Source organism: Aeromicrobium sp. (genome assembly GCF_025965075.1).
Lineage (GTDB): Bacteria > Actinomycetota > Actinomycetes > Propionibacteriales > Nocardioidaceae > Aeromicrobium.
Window position 1 is genome coordinate 1 of record NZ_JAOPXQ010000030.1, and the last position, 15542, is coordinate 15542.

The following is a 15542-nucleotide window of genomic DNA, read 5'->3' on the forward strand; positions in this document are numbered from 1 at the left end:
GCTACCACCGCGAGATCATCGAGATCGGCCGGACGCTGCCGATCGCCGGGGCGATGCCGACCGCCGAGCTCGACACGATCGTCCTCGGCATCGTGCACATGCTCGACGGCGAGGCGCTGTCGGCGACCGTCCACCCGCACCCCGAGCAGGAGGACGTCCGGGTCGCGCAGCTGGTCCGGATCCTCGCCGGCCAGCCGCTGTTCGACAGCGGGTCGGGGCGGCCGTTCCAGGCCTGACGGCATAGGGTGAACGATGTGTATGACGGCGTGGTCCAGGACCTGATCGACGAGCTCGGGCAGCTGCCCGGCATCGGTCCCAAGAGCGCGCAACGTATCGCGTTCCACCTGCTCGACGCCGATCCCGAGGACGTGCGCCGGTTCGCCGCGACCCTCGTCGAGGTCAAGGCCAAGGTCCACTTCTGCTCGACCTGCGGCAACGTCACGGTCGACACCGAGTGCCGCATCTGCGCCGATCCCCGCCGCGATCCCAGCGTGCTGTGCGTCGTGGAGGAGTCCAAGGACGTCGTCGCGATCGAGCGCACGCGCGAGTTCCGCGGCCGCTACCACGTGCTGGGCGGTGCGATCTCGCCCATCGCCGGCATCGGACCCGACCAGCTGCGCATCAAGGAGCTCCTCGGCCGGCTGCAGGACAACGCCGTCACCGAGGTCATCATCGCGACCGATCCCAACCTCGAGGGCGAGGCCACCGCGACCTACCTGATCCGGATGCTGTCGACGTACGGGCTGCGGGTCAGCAAGCTCGCGAGCGGGCTGCCGGTGGGCGGCGACCTGGAGTACGCCGACGAGCTGACCCTGGGTCGGGCGTTCGAGGGACGCACCACGATCGGTGGTTGAGATCGACCCGTGGGATGACAGGTGGAACGCCCGTCGGCCCTCGGGCGGCGACCGCTAGACTGGTCGACGCGCAGCGTCGCGCGATCGTACGTCCTTCCAGCACGTGTCAACGAAAAGGGAATGTCCCGTGGGCATTGTCGTCCAGAAGTACGGCGGCTCCTCGGTTGCCGACGCCACCAGCGTCAAGCGAGTCGCCCAGCGCATCGTCGCGACCAAGAAGGCCGGTCATGACGTCGTCGTCGTGGTGTCCGCGATGGGCGACACGACCGACGAGCTGATCGACCTGGCCAACCAGGTCTCGCCGCTGCCCCCCGGCCGCGAGCTCGACATGCTGCTGACCGCCGGCGAGCGGATCAGCATGGCGGTCCTCGCGATGGCGATCGGCAACCTCGGTCAGGAGGCGCGCTCGTTCACCGGCTCGCAGGCCGGCGTCATCACCGACTCCGAGCACGGCCGCGCCAAGATCATCGACGTCACGCCGAGCCGGATCGAGGCCGCGCTGGCCGAGGGCGCCGTCGCGATCGTCGCAGGCTTCCAGGGCGTCTCGCAGACGACCAAGGACATCACGACCCTGGGTCGTGGCGGCTCCGACACGACCGCCGTCGCGCTGGCCGCTGCGCTGCACGCCGAGGTCTGCGAGATCTACACCGACGTCGACGGCATCTTCACCGCCGACCCGCGCATCGTGCCCAACGCCCGTCAGATCCCACGCATCTCCTACGAGGAGATGCTCGAGATGGCGGCCAACGGCGCCAAGATCCTCCACCTGCGGTGCGTCGAGTACGCCCGCCGCAACGACATGCCGATCCACGTCCGGTCATCGTTCTCCGACAAGGTCGGAACGTGGGTCGTGAAGGCCGAAGACGTCATCCAAGAAGGGTCCCCGATGGAGCAAGCAATCATCAGCGGCGTCGCGCACGACCGCAGCGAGTCCAAGATCACCGTCGTCGGCGTGCCCGACAAGGTCGGCGAGGCCGCCACGATCCTGCAGGCGCTGGCCGACGCGCAGATCAACATCGACATGGTCGTCCAGAACGTCTCGGCCGCCGCCACGGCGCTGACCGACATCTCGTTCACGCTGCCCCGCGCCGACGGCCAGACCGCCATGACGGCGCTGGCCCGGCTCAAGGACACCGTCGGCTTCGAGCGCCTGCAGTACGACGACAGCGTCGGCAAGGTCTCGATCGTCGGCGCCGGCATGCGCTCGTCACCGGGCATCACGGCCAGGTTCTTCCGCGCGCTCGCCGACGCCGGGGTCAACATCGAGATGATCTCGACCTCGGAGATCCGCATCTCGGTCATCGTGATGGAGAACCAGATCGACGCGGCCGTCAACGCGGCCCACGCGGCGTTCGACCTCGGCACCGACGAGGTCGAGGCCGTCGTCTACGGAGGGACCGGCCGATGACACTGCACCGTCCTCTGAGCGAGCCGACTGGTTTCGTTCCCGCTGCCATCCAGGAGTGCTCATGACCACCCTTGCCGTCGTCGGCGCCACCGGGCAGGTCGGTGTCGCCATGCGCAGCATCCTGGAGGAGCGGAACTTCCCCGCCGACCAGGTCCGATTCTTCGCGTCCGCCCGCTCGGCCGGCAAGACCCTGCCGTGGCGCGGTGGCGAGATCGTCATCGAGGACGCGGCGACCGCCGACGTCTCGGGCATCGACATCGCCCTCTTCTCCGCCGGCGCCACGACGTCCCGCGTGCAGGTGCCCCGGTTCGCCGAGGCCGGCGCGATGGTCATCGACAACTCCTCGGCGTTCCGCAAGGACCCCGAGATCCCACTCATCGTCAGCGAGGTCAACCCCGAGGACGTGGCCAAGGCGACCCGGCGGATCATCGCCAACCCCAACTGCACCACGATGGCCGCGATGCCGGTCCTCAAGCCGTTGCACGACGAGGCCGGCCTGGTCCGGCTCGTCGTCAGCAGCTACCAAGCGGTCTCCGGCTCCGGCATCGCCGGCGTCCGTGAGCTGCACGGCCAGGCCCGCGCCGTGGTCGAGAAGGCCGACGAGCTGGCGTACGACGGCTCGGCCGTGGCCTTTCCCGCCCCCGAGGTCTACGTCGACACGATCGCGTTCAACGTCCTGCCGATGGCCGGCTCGGTCGTCGACGACGGCTCGTTCGAGACCGACGAGGAGCAGAAGCTCCGCAACGAGAGCCGCAAGATCCTGCACCTGCCCGACCTCCGGGTCTCCGGCACGTGCGTCCGGGTCCCGGTCTTCACGGGGCACTCGCTGTCGATCAACGCCGAGTTCTCGTCCGCGATCACGCCGGAGCGCGCGATCGAGATCCTGTCGTCCGCGGCGGGCGTCCAGCTCGTCGACGTCCCGACACCGCTGCAGGCCGCCGGCAAGGACCCGAGCCTGGTCGGTCGCATCCGCCAGGACCAGGGTGTCGACGGCAACCGTGGCCTCGCGCTGTTCGTCAGCGGCGACAACCTCCGCAAGGGTGCCGCGCTCAACACGATCCAGATCGCCGAGCTGCTGGTCTGAGACCCGCGTCGTGCGTCCTGAGGGTCGGGACGCACGACGTCACGTCACAGCTCGGAGCGGATCCGCACGAACACGTCGAGCGCTGACGGGTCGGTCAGCGCGCCCTTGGCGGCGGCGTCCTCGATCGCGGCGCCCTGCAGGATCTTCTTGACCGGGACCTCGAGCTTCTTGCCCGACAGGGTCCGCGGCAGCACGGGGACCTGGCGGATGACGTCCGGGACGTGGCGCGGCGACAGCCGGGTCCGCAGCGCGACGGAGATCGTCCGGGTCAGCGCGTCGTCCAGGCTCACGCCCGCGGCCGGCACGACGAACAGCACCAGTGTCCCGGCGCCGCCCTCGTCGTCCTCGAGGTGCACGACGAGGCTGTCGGCGACCTCCGGCAGCGCCTCGACGACGGTGTAGAACTCCGACGTCCCCAGCCGCACGCCGCCGCGGTTGAGGGTTGCGTCGCTGCGACCCGTGATGGTGCAGGTGCCGCAGTCGGTGATCGTGATCCAGTCGCCATGGCGCCAGACGCCGGGGATGTCCTCGAAGTACGCCGCCCGGTAGCGCGACCCGTCGGCGTCGCCCCAGAAGCCGACCGGCATCGACGGCATGGGCTTGGTGATGACCAGCTCGCCGAGCGAGCCGATGACGGGACGGGCCTGCTCGTCGTACGCCTCGACGGCGCAGCCCAGCATGCGGCACGAGATCTCGCCGGCGTACACCGGGACGAGCGGCGACGAGCCGACGAAGCCCGAGCAGACGTCCGTCCCGCCCGACAGGGAGCCGAGCTGGGCCGTCGGGCTGACCGCGTCGTAGACCCAGCGGAAGCCCTCGGCCGGCAGCGGGGCGCCGGTCGACCCGATCCCGCGCAGGCGCGACAGGTCGGCGACGTCCTGCGGGACGAGGCCCTCCTTGCGGCACTGCAGGAGGAACGGTGCGCTGGTGCCGAAGTAGGTCAGCTCGAGCTCCTCGGCCATCCGCCACAGCGCGGCGAGGTCGGGGAACGCCGGATTGCCGTCGAACATCACGATCGTCGAGCCGACGCCGAGCCCCGAGACCAGCAGGTTCCACATCATCCAGCCCGTCGTGGAGAACCAGAAGAACGTGTCCTCCGGCCCCAGGTCGTGGTGCAGTGAGAGGGACTTGAGGTGCTCGATCGTGATCCCACCGTGGCCGTGCACGATGGGCTTGGGCAGCCCCGTCGTCCCGGAGCTGAACAGGACGTAGAGCGGCGTCGCGAACGGGACGCGGGCGAACTCGAGCGGTCCGGTCCCGGCCGTCAGGTCCGCCCACGTGATCGCCCCGTCGGGGGCGGGCGCGGCGGCGTCGAGGTAGGGCAGCCAGACCAGCGTACGAATGCTGGGCAGCGCGGCCCGGATCGTGGCGACCTCGTCGCGGCGGTCGATCGACTTGTCGCCGTAGACGTAGCCGTCGACCGCGAGGACGACGGTCGGCTCGATCTGCTGCCAGCGGTCGATGACGCTCTGGGTGCCGAACTCGGGCGCGCACGAGGAGAACACCGCGCCGAGGCTCGCCGCCGCGAGCAGCAGGACCAGCGTCTCGGGGATGTTGGGCGAGTAGGCGGCCACCCGGTCGCCGGGGCCGACCCCCGCGGCGCGGAGCCCGGCGCGCGCGCGGGCCACCTGGTCGCGCAGCTCGGCGGCCGTCAGGCGTACGTCCTCGCGGCTCTGCGAGCGGGCCACCACGACGACGTCGTCATCGGCCCGGCCCGGGAGCCGCAGCATGGCCTCGGCGTAGTTGAGCCGGACGTCCGGGAACCACGCGGCCCCGGGCATCGCGTCGTCCGCAAGGGCCGGGGACGGGCTGCCGTCCGAGGGGATGTCGAAGTCCTGCCAGATGGCCTGCCAGAAGGCGTCGGGCTCATCGACCGACCACTGCCAGAGGTCCGCGTAGCCGTCGAAGGTCGGCCCGCCCCGGTCGGCCCACCGGCTCAGCAGCTGCTCGACCCGGCTGGTGCCGTCGAGCGGCGGGGCCCAGAGGATCTGGCTCACTCGACGATGGCGGGGGTGTTCTCGGCGAGGTCGATCAGCCAGTGCGCGATCGCGAAGGTCACCAGCCCCAGCAGCGGCACCAGGACCAGTCCGGCGGCACCGTCGGCGAGGCCGAGGAACAGCCCGAGGATCGCGACGATCGCCAGCACGACCCCGAGGAAGCTCGCCAGCCGGGCCGAGCGCGAGCCGAAGCCCTGCAGCAGCAGCGCCCCCAGCACGTACGCCAGCAGGGCGACGACGACGAACGTGACGCTACCCCACAGGCCGCCACCCCCGGCGACCCCGCGGGTGCTCTCGAAGATCCGCAGCGCGACGAGCGAGGCCGCGACCGAGAACATCCCGGTCACGGCACCGGTGATGACCGACGCGAGATAGAGGTTGATGTGCGGCAGGCGGTACGACGCGGCGGCCCGCGTGCGAGCGGCGGCGAAGCGGCCGGCGGCCCCGGCTCCGTCACGCACGCCGTCGGCGACGACCCACCAGGCGTCGGCGACCCGGTGGCCCGCGGCGCCGGCCTTGGCACCGATCTGGAGCCGGGGTCGGGTGCGCGGCGCGGGCTTGGCCCTGGGCGTCGTCGGATGAGGTGTCTTCGCGGCCGGGGCCGGACGGACGTTCCTCGAGGCGACCTTGGCCTGCGGCTTGGCTGCCGTGGCGACGGGCCGGCCGTAGCGGACCTGCGGCTTCGGCGCGCTGGCCGCGGCAGGGCGGACGACGGTCTTCTTGACCACCCGCTTGACGACCCGCTTGGCGGGCTCCTGCTCGTCGACCATGGGGCCAGTTTGTCACAGCGTGTGTCAGGTCACAGCCCGCCCCGAGGATGGCGGGCACCGGAGGGAATGAGGAAGCCGGCCCATCCGAGTGGATGGACCGGCTTCACCGAGTCGGGCTGACAGGATTTGAACCTGCGGCCTCGTCGTCCCGAACGACGCGCGCTACCAAACTGCGCCACAGCCCGACGCCCCCTACGTGAGGGAACCGGACGAGTCTATCCCAGTCAGGGTGAGGAGGGTTGCCTCGGGGCGGCATGCGAACCGTACGGGGCTGTACGGCGACGTGCCGAGCCCCGCCGAGACGTGCAACCAGGAGGGTGCGTGCCCGTCGACCTGGTGGGTGTGGAGGCCGCGGGCGCGGGCGCGATCGAGGTCGCAGTTGGTCACCAGCGCCCCGTAGAAGGGGATGCGCAGCTGCCCGCCGTGCGTGTGCCCGGCGAGGATCAGCGGGTAGCCCTGGGCGTTCCACCGGTCCAGCACCCGCAGGTAGGGCGCGTGCGCGACGCCGATCGCGAGGTCCGCCGTCGCGTCGGCGGGCTCGTCGTCCAGGACGTCGTAACCCAGGTGTGGGTCGTCGACGCCGACGAACGACAGCCGGCGTCCGGCGACCTCCAGGGCGTCGTGCCGGTTGGTCAGGTCGGTCCAGCCGCGCTGGCCGAACGCTGCGCGGAGCTCCTCGAACGGCAGGTCCTTGGGGCGTTCCCACGCGCCACGGGTGCCGGAGCCCGTGCCGCCGGTGAGGTAGCCGGTGGGATTCTTGGCGACGGGGGAGAAGTAGTCGTTGGAGCCGAACACGAAGACGCCGGGCAGGTCCAGCAGGTCGCCGTACGCCCGCAGGACCGAGGGCACGGCGTCCAGGTGGGCCAGGTTGTCGCCGGTGTTGACCACCAGGTCCGGCTCGAGCTCCGCGAGACCGCGAAGCCACTGCAGCTTGCGGTGCTGGCCGGGCGTCATGTGGGTGTCCGACAGGTGCAGGACCCGCAGCGGCGCGGAGCCGGGTGCCAGCACGGGCGCGGTCACGTGGCGGACCGTGAACGCCCGGGTCTCGGCGACGGAGTACGCCAGCCCGGCGGCGGCCGCGAGGACGGGCCAGAGGAGGGGGCGCATGCGTCCAGCATGTCATCCCACGGGTGGGACAATGGAGGCATGTCAGCTCTCAAGGACCAGCTCCACTCCGACCTCACCACCTCGATGAAGGCCCGGGACGCCCTGCGCACCTCGACGCTGCGCATGGTGCTGACCGCCATCACGAACGCCGAGGTGTCGGGCAAGGAGGTCCGCGAGCTGAGCGACGAGGACGTCATCACGGTCCTGGGCGCCGAGGCCAAGAAGCGCCGCGAGGCGGCCCAGGCCTTCGCCGACGGAGACCGTCCCGAGCTGGCCGAGAAGGAGACCGCCGAGGCGGCGATCCTCGCGGAGTACCTCCCCGCGCAGCTGTCCACCGAGGAGATCGCGGTCATCGTGACCGCCGCGGTCGAGTCCGCCGGTGCCGCCGGCGAGGGCATGAAGGCCATGGGCAAGGTCATGGGGATCGTCTCCCCGCAGGTCAAGGGCAAGGCCGACGGCGGCGCTGTGGCGGCCGAGGTCAAGCGCCAGCTCGGCGCCTAGCTCCGGACCGGGAGCGGGCGCTCCGGACCGGGAGCGGTGCAGGGGTCGCCCTACAGGAGCCAGGTAGGGCAACTGGTGCACCGCCTCCACCGGGGGAGGGCGACACCTGCACCGCCTCCACTGTGGTGGGGCGACTGATGCACCGCCTCCGGGTCAGTCGTCGTCGCGACCGTTGCCGGTGCCGCGGGTCGGCTTGCGGGTGTCAGGCGTCGTGTCCCGCCGGGCGTCGCGTGACGTGTCGGCGCTCAGGACCCGCCGGCTGGGCTGGCGCTTCGGCGGGGCGTCGAAGTTGACCGGCGCGAGCTGGTCCTGGATCTTCTGCATCGCCTTGGCCCACATCGGTCCGGCGAGCGAGCTGCCGCCGACGGCGTTGAAGTCGAGGAACGCGCCCTTGATCTTGACGCCGGCCAACGACCGGGGGCTGCCGTTCTTCTTGACGCCGGCGATCATCGAGGCGGTCGCGAGCTCGGGGGTGTAGCCGTTGTACCAGACCGACTGGTTGTCCTGGGCCGTTCCGGTCTTGGCCGCCGACGGGATCTTGAGGCCCGTGCCGTTGCTGTAGCCGAAGCCGCCCGGCTCCTGGACGCCGCGCAGGATGTCGTTGATCTGCGCGGCCTGGTCCTTGGTCAGCGCCCGCGTGCAGACCGGCTTGTACTTCTTGATCGAGTTGTTGTTGGCGTCGAGGATCTCGTTGACCGGGCGCGGCTTGCAGTACTGGCCACCGGAGGCGAATGTCGCATAGGCCGCGGCCATGTCGAGCGGGCTGACGCTCGTGACGCCGAGCGTGAACGGTCCGACCTGGTCGTTGTCGGGGACCGTGATCCCCATCGACTCGGCCGCCTTGACGACGTTGCACAGGCCCGCCCGCTTCTCGAGCTGGGAGAAGTAGGTGTTGACCGACTCGCGCGTGCCGCTGTACATGTTCTTGGTGCCCGACGTCGTGGAGTTGCTGACCTTCCATTCCGCCGTGCCGTAGCCGTTGCAGGCCTTGTAGGTGCCGGCGGGCATCGTCATGTTCTTGGGCGCGTTGTACGTCTGACCGACGTCGACGCCGTTCTTCAACGCCGCCGCCACCGTGAACGCCTTGAACGTCGAGCCGGCGGGGAAGCCGCCCGAGTCGCCGTACTTGCGCGGGACCACGAAGTTGATGAACGACTGGCCCTTCTTCTTGCTGCGTCCCATGGGACGCGACTGCGACAGGGCGCGGACCTTGCCGGTGCCGGGCTCGACGGAGGCCAGCGCGGCGATCGCCCCGTTGTCGGTCGCGCGGACCGTCGAGCTCACGGCCTTGTCGGTCGCCGACTGCATCCCGAGGTCGATGTTGGACTTGATCGTCAGGCCGCCGCGCTCGAGACGCACCTGGCGCTCCTTGACGCTCGAGCCGAGCGCGTCCTGCAGCAGGAGGTAGCGGCGGACGTAGTCGCACGAGAACTCGGCCTTGGAGCTGACGCAGCCGTTGGGGAACTCCGTGACCTTGAGCCCGAGGCCCTGGTCCTGGAACTTCTGCGACTGCGCCTCGGTGATCTTGCCGAGGCGGGCCATGACCGCGAGGACCGTGTTGCGGCGCTGCAGCGCCTTCTCGGGGTAGACGTTGGGGTCGAACTCGACGGGGTTCTTGACCAGGCCCGCGAGCGTCGCGGCCTGGCGGGCGTTGAGCTCGTTGGGGCTCTTGGAGAAGTAGTGGTAGGCCGCTGCGCTGATCCCGTAGGCGCCGTCACCGAAGTAGGCGAGGTTGAGGTAGCGCTCCAGGATCTCCTTCTTGGTGTGCTTGGACTCGTACTCGACCGCGAGCTTGAGCTCACGGATCTTGCGGGCCTTGGACTTCTTGGTCGCGGCCTGGACCTGCTCACGGGTCGTGGCCTGCGACACCAGGGTCAGCTTGACGAGCTGCTGGGTGATCGACGACCCACCCTGCGTCTGCCCGTCCGACGCGTTGTTGACCAGCGCGCGCAGCGTGCCCTTGACGTCCAGGGCGCCGTGCTCGTAGAACCGGGCGTCCTCGATCGACAGCAGCGCGTCCTGCATGATCGGCGCGATCTTGTCGAGCGGGACGTCCTGCCGGTTCTCGTTGTAGAAGTACGCGATCAGCTCGCCGTTGGAGGCCAGGAGCCGGGTCGTCTGGGCGCTCGGCTGGTCCTCCAGCTCCAGCGGCAGGTTGAGCACGTCGTCGGTGGCGTTGCTCACCGTGACCGCCACCAGCGCGGTCGTCGGGATCAGGACCAGGGCGACGAGGAGGCCGGCGAGGCCCGCGAGGCGAGCCATCGCGGCGACCAGGACGGACTTGCTGTTGCTCCGCGTCTCCGACTGGGCCGCGCGTCGCAGGGAGTCGCGAAAATCGTCCGATGCCATGCACAACAGGGTACGGGACAGAGGGAGGTCGATCATCGCGAGACAGCGTGTCTAGCCCTTTCGGACTAGTCAAAGATGGTCCAGAACGATCTGACGCTCGCCGCCGCGAATTCATAGGTTTGACACAACCAACTTCGGTCAATCCGTGACCGGTCTCGGGGAGGTTTTGGATATGTGGAATGAGAACTGGGCAGCATCGGCCGCCTGTCGGGGCAATTCAGATGCCCTGTTCGTCAAGGGCGCGGAGCAGAACCGCGCCAAGCAGGTCTGCGGCACGTGCCACGTGCGGGCGGAGTGCCTGGCCGAAGCGCTGGACAACCGCATCGAGTGGGGCGTCTGGGGCGGCATGACCGAGCGTGAGCGCCGTGCGCTCCTGCGTCGTCGTCCCAATGTCACGGCCTGGCGCAACATCCTGCAGGTCGCGGTCTAACCGTCCGCGGGCCGGCTCTCGCCGGCCAGCAGGGCACCGATCTCCCGGAGCCCGTCGAGGTCGTGCACGTCGCCGGCCAGCGCCGCCACCGACACCGTCGGGACGGTGGGATGGGCCGCGGTGAAGCGCTTCTTGAGGCGCAGCTCGCGCGCGGCGACCCGCATCCGGTCGGCGTGGATCGTCAGCAGGTCGGCGGTCAGGCGGTCGTTCGTGCTGCCGTCGCTCAGCCGGTGGCTCGCGGACTCCGCGTCCGCCGCGCTGATGCCGTCCGCCCCGTCGTCGTGCACGCGGTTGACCACGAGCCCGGCCAGCGGCATCTGCTCGCCGCCGAGCCGCTCGACGAAGTAGGACGCCTCGCGCATCGCGGCGGGCTCCGGGGCGGCGACCACCAGGAAGGCGGTCCCGTCGGCCTGCAGGAGGGCGAACGTGCTCTCGGCGCGCTGCCGGAAGCCGCCGAACAGCGTGTCGAACGCGGCGACGAAGGTCTGCATGTCGGTCAGCACCTGGGCGCCGAGGACCTTGTTGAGCGCGCTGGTGACGATGCCGAAGCCCGCGCTCAGCAGCCGGGCGGGCCCCTTGGCGGGCGCCAGCAGGAGCTTGATGAAGCGGCCGTCGAGCAGCGACGACAACCGGTCGGGCGCGTCCAGGAAGTCCAGCGCCGACCGCGACGGCGGCGTGTCGACGACGATCAGGTCCCACCGCTTCGCCTCGTCGACCGCCTGGGCGTGCAGCTGTCCCAGCTTTTCCATCGCCATGTACTCCTGCGTGCCCGCGAACGAGCTCGACAGGGCGACGTAGAACGGGTTGGCGAGGATCTGGGCGGCCTTCTCGGGCGTCGCGTGCTGCTCGACGACCTCGTCGAAGGTCCGCTTCATGTCGAGCATCATGGCGTCCAGCGAGCCGCCGCCCTCGAGGTCGGCGCCCTTGACCGGGCGCGGGGTGTTGTCCAGCTCGGTCAGGCCCATCGACTGGGCCAGCCGGCGCGCCGGGTCGATCGTCAGGACGCACACCCGGCGTCCCTGCTCGGCGGCCCGCAGCGCGACCGCCGCGGCGGTCGTGGTCTTGCCGACGCCGCCGGAGCCGCAGCACACGATGATCTCGGTCGTCCGGTCCGCCAGCAAGGCGTCGACGTCGAGGCGGCCGCCGGTCGTGGTGCCCGCCGAGCCGCGGGGCGTCGTCCGCCCCTTGCGGGTCGAGGGCGTCGTCTGCGCCTTCCCGGTCACGAGGTCTCCTCCAGGTCGGTGAGCTGCTCGGCGAGCTCGAACAGGGCGCCGAGGTCGATCGCGTCGCGCAGGAGGGGCAGCTCGATCAGCGGCCGGCCCGACTCGACGAGGATCTGGCGCTGGTCGTCCTGCAGGGCCTGCCGCTCGAGGTGGGCGTGGCCACCGCTGATCAGCGCGGGAGCCGCGGCCTTGTCGAGGCCGACCGAGGTGAGGGACTTCGCGATGCCGGCGGGCTTGACCGTGCCGAACTCGAGGGCGTCGCGGGACGTGTCCGACAGCAGGGACGGCCGCACCAGGTTGAGGATGACCCGGCCGACCGGCAGCCGCTCGGAGGTCAGCTCTGTGATGCCGTCGATCGTCTCCTGCACCGGCATCTCCTCCAGCACCGTCACGAGGTGCACGTGGGTCTGCGCGGAGCGCATCATCTCCATGATCGAGTCGGCCTGGCGGCGGATCGGTCCGACCTTGGCCAGCCCGGCGACCTCGGAGTTGACGTTGAGGAAGCGGGTGATCCTCCCGGTCGGCGGGGCGTCCATGATGACGGCGTCGTACGTGAACCGGTCGCCCTCGCGACGGCGGGCGGCCTCGTAGACCTTGCCGGTCAGCAGGACGTCCCGGACACCGGGCGCGATCGTCGTCGCGAAGTCGATGATCCCGAACCGGTCCAGCGCCTTGCCGGCGCGGCCGAGGCGGTAGTACATCGCGAGGTACTCCAGCAGCGCGGACTCCGGGTCGATCGCCAGGGCGTACACCTCGCCGCCACCGAGGCCGACCGCGATCTGCCGCTCCTCGTAGGGCAGCGGCGGCACGTCGAAGAGCTGGGCGATGCCCTGGCGTCCCTCGACCTCGCACAGCAGGACCTTCTTGCCCCGGCCGGCGAGAGCCATCGCGAGGCTGGCCGCGACTGTCGTCTTGCCGGTGCCACCCTTGCCGGTGACGACATGGAGCTGAGTCGATTGGGCCACCCCCCGAGCCTACCGAGCAGAGGGCTTTGCGCCTCCCGATCCGGCGTTTGCCTGCTCACACCCCCCGGTCGGTCCTACCGTGGGATCACCGTGCTCCCCGAGGAGGTCCCCGTGCGCCGAACCAGTGCCGTCGTCGCCGTCATCCTGCTGGCCCTGCTGGGCGGGTGCAGTGGCAGCGACTCGCCGTCCCCCGACCGGACGACCCGCGCCCCGGACGCCACCGACCAGGTGGCGGAGTTCCGGCCGTGCCAGGTGCTGTCGGCCAAGGACGTCGGCGCGATCGTGGGTGGCACCGTCACCGCCGACGAGGACCCCAACGGCGGGTGCGTGTTCAACCAGGAGGACCCGCGGGCGCCGTCGGCCGGGATCTCGGGGGTCGTCGACGTGGGTGGCGGCTTCGAGGCGTCCCGGGGCGGCAACGCGACGGACGGGAAGGTCGCGGACGTACCGGGGGTCGGGGACGACGCGTGGATCGCGATCGGGAGGACCGGCGGCGCCAACCTGCAGGGCCAGGGGGCTGTGGCGGTCGGCGACCAGCTCGTCAACGTCACGGTCCTGCAGGGCAAGGGTCTCGACCGGGCGGCGGTCAAGGAGATGACGATCGACCTGATGAGGCTGGCCGCGTCGAAGGCATAGACCGATACAGTCGGCACATGACGAAATGGGAGTACCTCACCGCGCCTGTCCTCGTGCACGCGACCAAGCAGATCCTCGACAACTTCGGGGCTGACGGCTGGGAGCTCGTCCAGATCGTCCCGGGGATGAACCCCGAGAACCTGGTCGCCTACTTCAAGCGTCCGGTCGGCTGATGACGGCCGTCGACGACCGCCTCGCGGAGCTCGGGCTGACGGTCCCGACGGTCCCCGCCCCGGTCGCGGTCTATGTCCCCGCGGTCCGGTCCGGCTCGTACGTCTTCACGTCGGGCCAGCTGCCGCTGAGCTCCGGCGAGCTGCTCGCGACCGGCAAGGTCGGCGGCGAGGTGTCGCCGGAGGCGGCGTACGACTGCGCCCGCCAGTGCGCGCTCAACGCGATCGCCGCGGTCAAGTCGCTCGTCGACCTCGACCAGGTCGTGCGGGTCGTCAAGGCGACGGTCTTCGTGGCCAGCACTCCGGACTTCACCGGCCAGCCGGGCGTCGCCAACGGTGCCAGCGAGCTGTTCGGGGCCGCCTTCGGCGACGCCGCGCAGCACGCCCGCAGCGCCGTCGGTGTCCCCGTCCTGCCCCTCGACGCCCCTGTCGAGGTCGAGCTCGTCGTCGAGGTCGGCTGACCCATGCGCATCCCGGTCCCCGAGTCCCTGCGCGTGCACGTCGACCGCGTCGAGGCGCCCGCCGCCACCCGTGACGCGGCCACGGTGGTCGTCGTCCGCGACGGTGACCAGGGCATCGAGGCGTACCTGCTGCGCCGTCAGCCCACGATGGCGTTCGCCCCCGGAATGTACGTCTTCCCGGGCGGCGGCGTCGACGAGCCCGACCGCGACGCCGACGTCCCGTGGTCCGGGCCGCCGCCGTCGGTGTGGGCCGCCCGGTTCGGCTGCAGCGAGCGGGACGCCCGGGGCCTGGTGTGCGCCGCGGTGCGCGAGACGTTCGAGGAGTCCGGCGTGCTGCTGGCCGGGCCCGACGAGCACTCGATCGTCGCTGACACGAGCGCCGCGTCGTTCCAGGCGGCGCGGCTGGCTCTCGAGGCGCGGGAGATGACCTTCGGGTCGTACCTCGCCGACGCCGGCCTGGTGCTCCGCGCGGACCTGCTGGGCGCGTGGGCGCACTGGATCACACCGACGTTCGAGCCGCGACGCTACGACACCCGGTTCTTCGTCGCGGTCCTGCCCGAGGGGCAGTCCGTCGGCGAGCTGCCCGGCGAGGCCGACCGCGCCGACTGGGCGCCCCTGACCTCGGTCCTCGCGGCGGTCGACGCCGGGGGAGCCGCGATGCTGCCGCCGACCCACGTCACGTGCCGCGAGATCGCCGGGCTGACGACGTCCGAGGTGCTGGGCGTCGCCGAGACCCGCACGATCCGCCCCATCGAGCCGCGCCTCATCGAGGTCGACGGTGAGCTGTTCCTCGACAACGACCTCGGAGACGACGCATGAGGCAGTCCGTGACCGACCGCGCCACGACGGTCCTGGCCGAGAACCCGGGCATCATGACGCTCGACGGCACCAACACGTGGATCCTGCGTGAGCCCGGCGCCAGCCGGTCGGTCGTCGTGGACCCGGGCCCCGACGACGAGCGGCACATCCAGGCCGTCCTGGCGGCCGCCGGCGAGGTCGGGCTGGTCCTGTTCACCCACCGGCACTTCGACCACACCGAGGCCCTCAGCCGGATCGTCGAGCTGACCGGCGCGCCGGCGCGTTCGATCGACCCGGAGTTCACCCGGGGTGCCGAGCCGCTCGTCGACGGCGAGACGATCGACGTCGACGGCCTCGCGATCGAGGTGCTCGCGACGCCCGGTCACACGACCGACTCGACGTGCTTCCTCGTCGGTGCCGAGCGCACGCTGCTCAGCGGCGACACGATCCTGGGTCGCGGGACGACCGTGATCGCGCACCCCGACGGTGTCCTCGGGCCCTATCTCGACTCGCTCGCCCACATCCGCGAGCTCATCGAGGAGGGGCTGGTCGAGCGCATCCTGCCCGGCCACGGACCCGTCATCACCGACCCGGGTGCGGTCGTCGACTTCTACCTCGAGCACCGCGCGGAGCGGCTCGACCAGGTGCGGGCCGCGGTGGAGGCGGGCGCGTCGACACCGCGCGAGGTCGTCGAGACGGTCTACGCCGACGTCGACGAGAGCCTGTGGGGCGCCGCCGAGCTGAGTGTCGCCGCCCAGCTCGACTACCTCCGCTGACCAATTTTTGGCG

At 70.8% G+C, this 15542-nt stretch carries 16 protein-coding genes, 1 tRNA gene and 1 pseudogene; 11 read left to right on the forward strand and 7 right to left on the reverse strand.

Annotated elements, in window-relative coordinates; all coding sequences use genetic code 11:
• From JWQ91_RS01655 to JWQ91_RS01670, 4 genes and pseudogenes are all read left to right on the forward strand, one after another.
• A pseudogene (locus JWQ91_RS01655) lies at positions 1–236 on the forward strand (hypothetical protein); the annotation flags it as partial.
• A gap of 18 nt (positions 237–254) precedes the next feature.
• On the forward strand, positions 255–854 hold the full coding sequence (gene recR, locus JWQ91_RS01660) for a recombination mediator RecR (protein ID WP_297779926.1): 600 nt from the start codon (positions 255–257) through the stop codon (positions 852–854).
• A gap of 127 nt (positions 855–981) precedes the next feature.
• Positions 982–2262: an aspartate kinase gene (locus JWQ91_RS01665; protein ID WP_297779929.1), complete on the forward strand. Its 1281-nt coding sequence runs from the start codon at positions 982–984 to the stop codon at positions 2260–2262.
• Between the two features lie 55 nt (positions 2263–2317).
• The gene (locus tag JWQ91_RS01670) at positions 2318–3346 is read left to right on the forward strand and encodes an aspartate-semialdehyde dehydrogenase (RefSeq protein ID WP_297779932.1); all 1029 of its coding nucleotides are present in this window, start codon (positions 2318–2320) and stop codon (positions 3344–3346) included.
• 44 nt (positions 3347–3390) lie between these two features.
• Here the strand turns inward: JWQ91_RS01670 and JWQ91_RS01675 are convergent, their stop codons facing one another.
• The 4 genes from JWQ91_RS01675 to JWQ91_RS01690 all read right to left on the reverse strand — a co-directional run bounded on the left by JWQ91_RS01675 (position 3391) and on the right by JWQ91_RS01690 (position 7220).
• On the reverse strand, positions 3391–5343 hold the full coding sequence (locus JWQ91_RS01675; RefSeq protein ID WP_297779935.1) for an acetoacetate--CoA ligase: 1953 nt from the start codon (positions 5341–5343) through the stop codon (positions 3391–3393).
• Positions 5340–6113, reverse strand: a complete 774-nt coding sequence (locus tag JWQ91_RS01680; protein ID WP_297779937.1) for a hypothetical protein — start codon at positions 6111–6113, stop codon at positions 5340–5342. Before JWQ91_RS01680 ends, JWQ91_RS01675 begins: the two co-directional genes overlap by 4 nt.
• 111 nt (positions 6114–6224) lie before the next feature.
• A tRNA-Pro gene (locus JWQ91_RS01685) sits at positions 6225–6298 on the reverse strand.
• 7 nt (positions 6299–6305) lie between these two features.
• Positions 6306–7220: a metallophosphoesterase gene (locus JWQ91_RS01690; protein ID WP_297779938.1), complete on the reverse strand. Its 915-nt coding sequence runs from the start codon at positions 7218–7220 to the stop codon at positions 6306–6308.
• Positions 7221–7259: 39 nt separating this feature from the next.
• Between JWQ91_RS01690 and JWQ91_RS01695 the strand changes: the two genes are divergently transcribed.
• Entirely contained in the window at positions 7260–7721 is a 462-nt protein-coding gene (locus JWQ91_RS01695) for a GatB/YqeY domain-containing protein (RefSeq protein WP_297779940.1), read from the forward strand.
• A gap of 153 nt (positions 7722–7874) precedes the next feature.
• Here JWQ91_RS01695 and JWQ91_RS01700 read toward each other — a convergent pair whose 3' ends face one another.
• Positions 7875–10070: a transglycosylase domain-containing protein gene (locus tag JWQ91_RS01700; RefSeq protein ID WP_297779942.1), complete on the reverse strand. Its 2196-nt coding sequence runs from the start codon at positions 10068–10070 to the stop codon at positions 7875–7877.
• Positions 10071–10242: 172 nt separating this feature from the next.
• On the opposite strand from JWQ91_RS01700, the gene JWQ91_RS01705 reads away from it, so the two are divergent.
• Positions 10243–10500 carry a WhiB family transcriptional regulator gene (locus JWQ91_RS01705; RefSeq protein WP_297779945.1) on the forward strand — a complete coding sequence of 86 codons (258 nt, stop codon included), beginning with the start codon at positions 10243–10245 and terminating at the stop codon, positions 10498–10500.
• Here JWQ91_RS01705 and JWQ91_RS01710 read toward each other — a convergent pair.
• On the reverse strand, positions 10497–11621 hold the full coding sequence (locus tag JWQ91_RS01710; RefSeq protein WP_297779962.1) for an ArsA-related P-loop ATPase: 1125 nt from the start codon (positions 11619–11621) through the stop codon (positions 10497–10499). The two genes, JWQ91_RS01705 and JWQ91_RS01710, sit on opposite strands and share 4 nt — an antisense overlap.
• Positions 11622–11719: 98 nt before the next feature.
• A complete protein-coding gene (locus tag JWQ91_RS01715) occupies positions 11720–12688 on the reverse strand; it encodes an ArsA-related P-loop ATPase (protein WP_297779948.1) in 969 nt (322 codons plus the stop codon).
• 111 nt (positions 12689–12799) lie between these two features.
• Between JWQ91_RS01715 and JWQ91_RS01720 the strand changes: the two genes are divergently transcribed.
• From JWQ91_RS01720 to JWQ91_RS01740, 5 genes are read left to right on the forward strand one after another with little or no spacing between them, the layout of a single operon-like run.
• Positions 12800–13324: a hypothetical protein gene (locus JWQ91_RS01720; RefSeq protein ID WP_297779950.1), complete on the forward strand. Its 525-nt coding sequence runs from the start codon at positions 12800–12802 to the stop codon at positions 13322–13324.
• Positions 13325–13341: 17 nt separating this feature from the next.
• Positions 13342–13497 (forward strand): DUF4177 domain-containing protein, encoded by a 156-nt coding sequence (locus JWQ91_RS01725; protein WP_297779952.1) that lies wholly within the window; start codon positions 13342–13344, stop codon positions 13495–13497.
• Positions 13497–13955 (forward strand): RidA family protein, encoded by a 459-nt coding sequence (locus JWQ91_RS01730; protein WP_297779955.1) that lies wholly within the window; start codon positions 13497–13499, stop codon positions 13953–13955. The genes JWQ91_RS01725 and JWQ91_RS01730 overlap by 1 nt, the downstream gene beginning before the upstream one ends.
• A 3-nt stretch (positions 13956–13958) precedes the next feature.
• Positions 13959–14774: an NUDIX hydrolase gene (locus JWQ91_RS01735; protein WP_297779957.1), complete on the forward strand. Its 816-nt coding sequence runs from the start codon at positions 13959–13961 to the stop codon at positions 14772–14774.
• Complete coding sequence (locus JWQ91_RS01740; RefSeq protein ID WP_297779959.1) at positions 14771–15529, forward strand: MBL fold metallo-hydrolase; 759 nt, start codon at positions 14771–14773, stop codon at positions 15527–15529. The genes JWQ91_RS01735 and JWQ91_RS01740 overlap by 4 nt, the downstream gene beginning before the upstream one ends.
• The last annotated feature ends 13 nt before the right edge of the window (positions 15530–15542 follow it).

Excerpts from the sequence above, each read along its gene's own strand:
- JWQ91_RS01680 (WP_297779937.1), bottom strand. The coding sequence starts at position 6,113 with ATGGTCGACGAGCAGGAGCCCGCCAAGCGGGTCGTCAAGCGGGTGGTC.
- JWQ91_RS01690 (WP_297779938.1), bottom strand. The coding sequence starts at position 7,220 with ATGCGCCCCCTCCTCTGGCCCGTCCTCGCGGCCGCCGCCGGGCTGGCG.
- JWQ91_RS01695 (WP_297779940.1), top strand. The coding sequence starts at position 7,260 with ATGTCAGCTCTCAAGGACCAGCTCCACTCCGACCTCACCACCTCGATG.
- JWQ91_RS01700 (WP_297779942.1), bottom strand. The coding sequence starts at position 10,070 with ATGGCATCGGACGATTTTCGCGACTCCCTGCGACGCGCGGCCCAGTCG.
- JWQ91_RS01705 (WP_297779945.1), top strand. The coding sequence starts at position 10,243 with ATGTGGAATGAGAACTGGGCAGCATCGGCCGCCTGTCGGGGCAATTCA.
- JWQ91_RS01725 (WP_297779952.1), top strand. The coding sequence starts at position 13,342 with ATGACGAAATGGGAGTACCTCACCGCGCCTGTCCTCGTGCACGCGACC.
- JWQ91_RS01730 (WP_297779955.1), top strand. The coding sequence starts at position 13,497 with ATGACGGCCGTCGACGACCGCCTCGCGGAGCTCGGGCTGACGGTCCCG.
- JWQ91_RS01735 (WP_297779957.1), top strand. The coding sequence starts at position 13,959 with ATGCGCATCCCGGTCCCCGAGTCCCTGCGCGTGCACGTCGACCGCGTC.
- JWQ91_RS01740 (WP_297779959.1), top strand. The coding sequence starts at position 14,771 with ATGAGGCAGTCCGTGACCGACCGCGCCACGACGGTCCTGGCCGAGAAC.